This window comes from Methylobacterium trifolii, from assembly GCF_022179685.1.
GTDB classification, from domain to species: domain Bacteria; phylum Pseudomonadota; class Alphaproteobacteria; order Rhizobiales; family Beijerinckiaceae; genus Methylobacterium; species Methylobacterium trifolii.
The window spans coordinates 42,908-49,362 of record NZ_BPRB01000005.1 but is presented as its reverse complement, the minus strand read 5'-3'; the positions used below and the strand labels follow the sequence as shown (position 1 = coordinate 49,362).

Below are 6,455 nucleotides of genomic sequence, written 5' to 3'. Positions count from 1 at the left end.
TCCTGGTCTTCGCCGCCGGCACCCACCCCACCGCGACCTGGCGCCGCCAGACCGAGACGGACGGGGACCGCTACCGCGGCATCATGCGGGACCTGCGCATGATCGGGCAGCGCAACATGGTCTGCGGCCTGCACGTCCACGTGGAGGTGCCGCGCCCGGACGCGCGGGTCGACCTCAAGAACCGTCTGCTGCCGTTCCTGCCGGTCCTGCTCGCCCTCTCGACCTCCTCGCCGTTCTGGCAGGGGCACCCGACCGGCCTGTCCGGCTATCGGATGCGGGCCTACGCCGAACTGCCCCGCACCGGCCTGCCCGAACTCTTCGACGACCGGGCGGACTACGACCGCTACGTCCGGGTGATGGAGAAGGCCGGCGCGATCGAGGATGCGAGCTTCCTGTGGTGGCACCTGCGCGCCTCCGTGAAGTTCCCGACCCTGGAGCTGCGCGTCGCCGACAGCTGCACCCGGCTGGAGGACGCGCTCACGGTCGCGGCCCTGTTCCGCTGTCTCGTGCGCCGGGTGGACCGCGATCCCGAGATCCACGCCCGCCTGACCGGCGCCTCGCGGGGCTTCGTGATGGAGAACCTGTGGCGGGCCGAGCGCGACGGGGTGCGGGCCGAGCTGATCGACGAGGCGGCCGAGCGGGCCGTGCCCCTGGCCGAGGCCGTCGACGGGCTGCTCGCCCTGACGGAAGAGGACGCGGAAACGCTCGGCTGCGGCGCGGTCTGCGCCCATGCGCGGACGATCGCGGCGCAGGGGTCGAGCGCGGACCGGCAGGTGGCGGCCTTCGAGGCGGCGCGCAAGCGGGGGGAGACGGAGCGGGCGGCGCTGGCCGGCGTCGTCGACGATCTCGCCGCCGAGACTGCGGGGCGGGCTCGGCCGAAGGGCGCTCCCGGAAGGAAGGCGGAGGGAGCTCGACGGTGAGCCCCCTCGATACGGCGGACCGGCACCCGTCGGAGGGGAGCTTCGGGGCCGGCCCGCCGGTCGCAGCACCGCCGGGCGGCGGAGGTTGCGCATCGGGACGGTATCATGCACCCGCTGCGCCGGAACACCTCGGACCCCGCCTGTCCCAAGAAATACGTACATGAGCCTGCTTCGCGACATCTTCGGCCGCATGGCCCTCACGGTCTCGGCCTATGCCGGCGACAAGGCGCTGATGCTGGCCGCCGTCTCGGCCGCCGCCAACGTGATCGTGGCGGACGGGGAGGTGGCCGGGCCGGAATTCGAGACGGCGCTCGCAGGCATGCGCGCCCACCCGATCCTGGAGAAAGGCTACGACACCCTGATGCTGGAGAGCGAACTCTACGACGGCATCGCGCGGGCCCGGACGCGGGCGGGACGGGCGGAGAACCTGCGCCACGTGGCAACCGTTGCCGGCCGGCCCCAGGACCAGCGCGAGGCCGTGTTCCTGATCGCGGCGGACGTGGCCGACCACGAGGGCATCAGCACCATCGAGGCGACGGCGCTCTCCGAGATCGCCGCCGCCCTGGGGGTCGACGAGGCCGCGCTGCTGCGGGCCTCGCCGGTCAAGCGGGCGGATTGATCCTCGGGGCGACCACCGGACGCCGCCGCGGCGGCGTCCGGACGCGAAGGGCGTTCCGCGGAGCGGGGTTTCCAGAGTATCCATCCCGGAAGCCCCGGAGCGAAGCGGAAAGCCCGAGCCCGCGGAGGCGGGCGCAGGCGGCTGGGGCTGACCAGGAATCCAGGGCAACCGCTCTCGAGCGATCGTCCCGGACGGCGCAGGAGACGGCGATGAGCGAGCAGGCGCTACCCAAGACCCACAACCTGCGCATCGACGGCGCGCGGCTGTGGTCCACGATCCTGGAGACGGCGGCCTTCGGCGCGACGCCGGCCGGCGGCCTCAACCGCCTCACCCTCTCCCCCGAGGACGGGCAGGTGCGCGACTGGTTCCGCGCCGCCTGCGAGGCCGCGGGGCTGGAGGTCCGGGTCGATGCGCTCGGCACCCAGTACGCCCTGCGGCGCGGGCGCGACATGAGCCTGCCGCCGGTCGCCTGCGGCTCGCACCTCGACACCCAGCCGACCGGGGGCCGCTTCGACGGCGTGCTGGGGGTGCTGGCGGGGCTGGAGGCGATGCGCAGCCTGAACGATGCCGGGATCGAGACCGAGGCGCCGCTCCTGCTGGTCAACTGGACCAACGAGGAGGGCTCGCGCTTCGCCCCGGCGATGATGGCCTCGGCCGCCTATGCGGGCGAGTTCACCACGGACGAGATCTTGGCCAAGCGCGATGCGGCGGGCATCACCGTCGCCGAGGCGCTCGACGCCATCGGCTACCGGGGAGACGAACCGGTGGGGTCCCAAAAGATCGGGGCCTTCGTGGAGTTGCATATCGAGCAGGGCCCGATCCTGGAGGCGGAGGGGCGGACCATCGGCGTGGTCGAGGGCGGGCAGGGGATCGCCTGGTTCGACGGGAGCGTCACCGGCTTCGAGAGCCATGCCGGCACCACGCCGATGCCGCGCCGCCGCGACGCCCTGCTGGGCCTGTGCGAGATCGCGCTAGCGGCGGAGCGGATCGCCCTGGCGCACGGCCCCTCGGCGGTGGCCACCATCGGCGAGAGCGTGATCGGGGCGCCCTCGCGCAACGTGGTGCCGGGCCGCGTCGCCTTCAGCCTCGACGTGCGCGATCCGAAATCCGGGACCCTGGACGCGGTGGAGGCGGAGCTGCGCGCGGCCCTGGGCGAGATCGGCACGCGGCGCCGGCTCGACATCGACCTCACGCGGATCTGGCGCAAGGAGCCGGTGCCGTTCGATCCCGGCCTCGTCGCCGCGGTGGAGTCCGCGGCCGAGTCCCTGGGCTTGTCCCGCCGCCGCATGGTCTCCGGGGCGGGCCACGACGCCTGCAACCTCGCAGCGAAAGTCCCGGCCGCGATGATCTTCGTGCCCTGCAAGGACGGGGTGAGCCACAACGAATCGGAATCGGCCACGCAGGCCGATTGCGCGGCGGGCGCCGACGTCCTGCTCCACACCCTGCTGACGCTGGCCCGGGGGCCCCGCCCGTGATCTTCGCCCCCCTCATCCAGGAGCGCCTCGATACGCTCGCCGCCATCAGCGCGGAGCCGGGCGCGATCACCCGCCTCTACCTCACCCCCGAGCAGGCCCGCGCCGAGATCCTGGTCTCGGGCTGGATGCGCGAGGCGGGGATGAGCGTCCGGCGCGATGCGGTCGGCAACCTGATCGGCCGCGTCGAGGGCCCCGAGCCGGACGCTCCGGCCCTGGTGATCGGCTCGCACCTCGACACCGTGCGCAACGCCGGCCGCTTCGACGGGCCGCTGGGCGTGCTCACCGGGATCGGTTGCGTCGCGGCTCTGGTGCGCGAGGGCGTACGGCTCCCCGTCGCCCTGGAGGTGGTGGGATTCGCCGACGAGGAGGGGGTGCGGTTCGCCGCAACGCTGACTGGCAGCCGGGCGTTCGCCGGCCATCTCGACCCGGCGGCCCTGCGCACCACGGACGCGGCCGGCACCACGCTGGCGGCGGCCATGCGCGCCTACGGCCTCGACCCCGGCGCGGTGAAGAGCGCAGCCCGAGATCCTGAAAAAATCCTGGGCTACCTGGAGCTGCACATCGAGCAGGGGCCGATGCTGGAGCGGGAGGGGCTGGCGGTCGGCCTCGTCACCGCGATCAGCGGGGCGAGCCGCCTGGAACTGACCCTCACCGGCGAGGCGGGCCATGCCGGCACCGTGGCCATGACCGAGCGGCGCGACGCGCTGGCCGGCGCGGCCGAATGCGTCCTGGCGATCGAGGCGCGCTGCCGGGGCGAGGAGCACCTCGTGGGCACGGTGGGGCGCATCCAGGCGCTGCCGGGGGCGGTCAACACCATACCGGGGCAGGCCCGCTTCAGCCTGGACCTGCGCGCGCCCGACGACGGGCAGCGGCTGGCGGCCCTCGCCGACATCGAGGCGGCCTGCCGGAAGATCGCCGTGCGCCGCCGCCTCGGCCTCGGGGTGGCGCTCCTGCACGAGGCCGACGCCGTCCCATGCGACCCCGCGCTGACGGCGCTCGTCGGCGCGGCGATCGCGGAGGAGGGCCATCCGGTGCTGGCCCTGCCGAGCGGGGCGGGCCACGACGGCATGTCGGTGGCCGCCATCGCTCCGATCGCGATGCTGTTCGTGCGCTGCCGCGGCGGCATCAGCCACAACCCGGCGGAGTATGCGAGCCTGTCCGACATCGAGGCCGGGGCGGCCGTGATGCTGCGGGCGATCCGGGGGTTCTGCGCGGAGCGGACTCGCTCGAGCGCCTGATCCGCAGAGGCCTTCCCCTCCCCGCAAGGACTGCCGGATTCACACATTGCTTACGGGCGGATAAGTCTTTTTTCCGGAACGCGGTTTCCCCTCCTCCTTGTGGGGAGGGGTCAGGGGTGGGGGTGGTTCAGGATAAAGCGATGCGGTGCCGTCTGCACGACCCTCACCTCCGGTTCCTCCCCACAAGGGGGAGGAGAGGCCCGCGGTCGCGCCGGCCGGCCCCGCAGAGCCTCACTTGGCGGCTCACTCGGCGGCTCACTTGGCGGCGGTGAAGGGGCAGCCGCTGGCCTCGGCGGTGGCGAAGGCTTCCGGGCCGGGCACGGTGGCGAGCTTCTTGTAGAGGTCCCACTCGCCCTTCGACTCGGCCGGCTTCTTGACCTCGAACAGGTACATGTCGTGCACCATGCGCCCGTTCGGCAGAACCTTGCCGCCCTTGGCGAAGACGTCGTCCACGGGCATGGTGTGGAGGAGCGCGTTGACGGCGTCCGTCTCGTCCGTGCCCGCGGCCTTGACCGCCTTGAGGTATTGCAGCACCGCCGAATAGGTCCCGACATGGATCATGTTCGGCATCTTGCCGGTGCGCTTCATGAAGCGTTGGCCGAAGGCGCGGGTCTCGTCGGTGAGGTCCCAGTACCAGCCCTCGGTGAGCGTCAGGCCCTGGGCCACCTTGAGGCCGAGGCCCTTGACCTCGGTGAGGGTGAACAGGAGCGCGGCCAGCCGCTGCCCGCCCTCGACGATGCCGAACTCGGCCGCCTGCTTGATGGCGTTGGCGGTATCGAGGCCGGCATTGGCGAGCCCGATCACCTTCGCGCCGGACCCTTGAGCCTGAAGCAGGAACGAGGAGAAGTCCTGGGCCGAGAGGGGGTGGCGCACGGAGCCCAGCACCTTGCCGCCCTTCGAGGTGACGTAGCGGCTGATCTCGGCCTCCAGGGAGTAGCCGAAGGCGTAGTCGGCCGTCATCAGGAACCAGGTGTCGCCGCCCTGCTGCACCAGGGCGCCGCCGGTGCCGACGGCCAGCGCATGGGTGTCGTAGGCCCAGTGGTAGCCGTAGGGCGTGCAATGCTTGCCGGTGATGTCGGCGCTGGCCGAGCCGGTGGTGATCGTGATCTTCTTCTTGTCCTTGGACAGGCCCTGCACCGCGATGGCGACGGAGGAGGTGGTCAGCTCCATGATCGCGTCGACGTTGTCGCGGTCGTACCACTGGCGGGCGATGCCCGAGGCGATGTCCGGCTTGTTCTGGTGGTCGGCGGTGACGATCTCGATCGGCTTGCCGTTCATGGAACCGCCGAAATCCTCCACCGCCATCCGCGCCGCCTCGATCGAGGAGCGGCCGCCGAACTCGGCATAGGTGCCGGACTGGTCGTTGAGGATGCCGATCTTGACGACACCGTCCGAGAGCGTCTGCGAGGCGGCGGGGGCGGAGAGCATCGTCGCCTCCAGCAGCGCGGCGGCGAGCGCGAGGCCCGTGCGTCCCTTGGTCATGCGTTCCTCACCCTGCGGTCTCGATTCTTGTCGGCCGGCCGCCGTTCGGGCGGTCCGGTGGGCAGGGTAGGCCAAGGGCGGCCCCGGCGCCATGGGCGCGGGCGACAGGTTCGCACCGATGCATACCGAACCGCGGGCGGAAGCCCGGTCGCCGGCCTCGCTGGTCGCCGGACGAACTGGGGTGCGGCAGCGCACACAAAGCCGTGTGCCCCGCACCGGTCGAGGGATCAATCGCGCGCAATCGAGGTTGACGCACCGCTCAGGAGTTTCCTGCCGCACCCATCCTGTCAGGAGATACCCGTGACCAGATTCGCCCTCGCCGCCGTCGCCCTGGCGCTCGCGACACCCGCCGTTGCTCAGGTCGTCGAGACGCCCACCGGCACGACCGTGATCGTCCCGCCCGGCGCCCCCGGCGTCGTCACCCGCCAGCCGGGATCGACCGGCGAGGAAGCGGCCGCCACCTATTCGCCCACCGGCCGGGCCGCGGACGGCATCGCCAGCGACTCGGCGGCGGCCGGCAACGAGGGCCAGCCCTCCCGCGTCGGCTCGACCGGCAGCGGCGGCGGAAAGTAACGATCCGCGTGCGGGCGTAGGGCGCAAGCCTGCGACAGGCGGCTCCGTCCATCCACGCGATCAGGCGCGCTCCTCCATGGGGCGCGCCTTTTTCGTCGGCGCATCGTGCTCGGCCTGGCGCCCCCATGCCGGCGCCCGCATGCGAAAT

At 72.4% G+C, this 6,455-nt stretch carries 6 protein-coding genes; 5 read left to right on the top strand and 1 reads right to left on the bottom strand.

Going from position 1 to position 6,455, the window contains the following annotated elements:
* The 4 genes from COGEMETH_RS00470 to COGEMETH_RS00455 all read left to right on the top strand — a co-directional run.
* Positions 1-920: carboxylate-amine ligase (locus COGEMETH_RS00470; protein WP_238180653.1), on the top strand; the 920-nt coding region annotated here is incomplete at its 5' end.
* A 160-nt stretch (positions 921-1,080) separates the two neighbouring features.
* The gene (locus COGEMETH_RS00465) at positions 1,081-1,539 is read left to right on the top strand and encodes a tellurite resistance TerB family protein (protein ID WP_238180652.1); all 459 of its coding nucleotides are present in this window, start codon (positions 1,081-1,083) and stop codon (positions 1,537-1,539) included.
* A 209-nt stretch (positions 1,540-1,748) separates the two neighbouring features.
* Positions 1,749-3,014 (top strand): Zn-dependent hydrolase, encoded by a 1,266-nt coding sequence (locus COGEMETH_RS00460; protein ID WP_238180651.1) that lies wholly within the window; start codon positions 1,749-1,751, stop codon positions 3,012-3,014.
* Complete coding sequence (locus COGEMETH_RS00455) at positions 3,011-4,252, top strand: allantoate amidohydrolase (RefSeq protein WP_238180650.1); 1,242 nt, start codon at positions 3,011-3,013, stop codon at positions 4,250-4,252. Before COGEMETH_RS00460 ends, COGEMETH_RS00455 begins: the two co-directional genes overlap by 4 nt.
* A 255-nt stretch (positions 4,253-4,507) precedes the next feature.
* On the opposite strand, the gene COGEMETH_RS00450 is transcribed toward COGEMETH_RS00455, so the two are convergent.
* A complete protein-coding gene (locus COGEMETH_RS00450; protein WP_238180649.1) occupies positions 4,508-5,734 on the bottom strand; it encodes an ABC transporter substrate-binding protein in 1,227 nt (408 codons plus the stop codon).
* A gap of 300 nt (positions 5,735-6,034) precedes the next feature.
* Between COGEMETH_RS00450 and COGEMETH_RS00445 the strand changes: the two genes are divergently transcribed.
* The gene (locus COGEMETH_RS00445) at positions 6,035-6,307 is read left to right on the top strand and encodes a hypothetical protein (protein ID WP_238180648.1); all 273 of its coding nucleotides are present in this window, start codon (positions 6,035-6,037) and stop codon (positions 6,305-6,307) included.
* Positions 6,308-6,455: the final 148 nt, after the last annotated feature.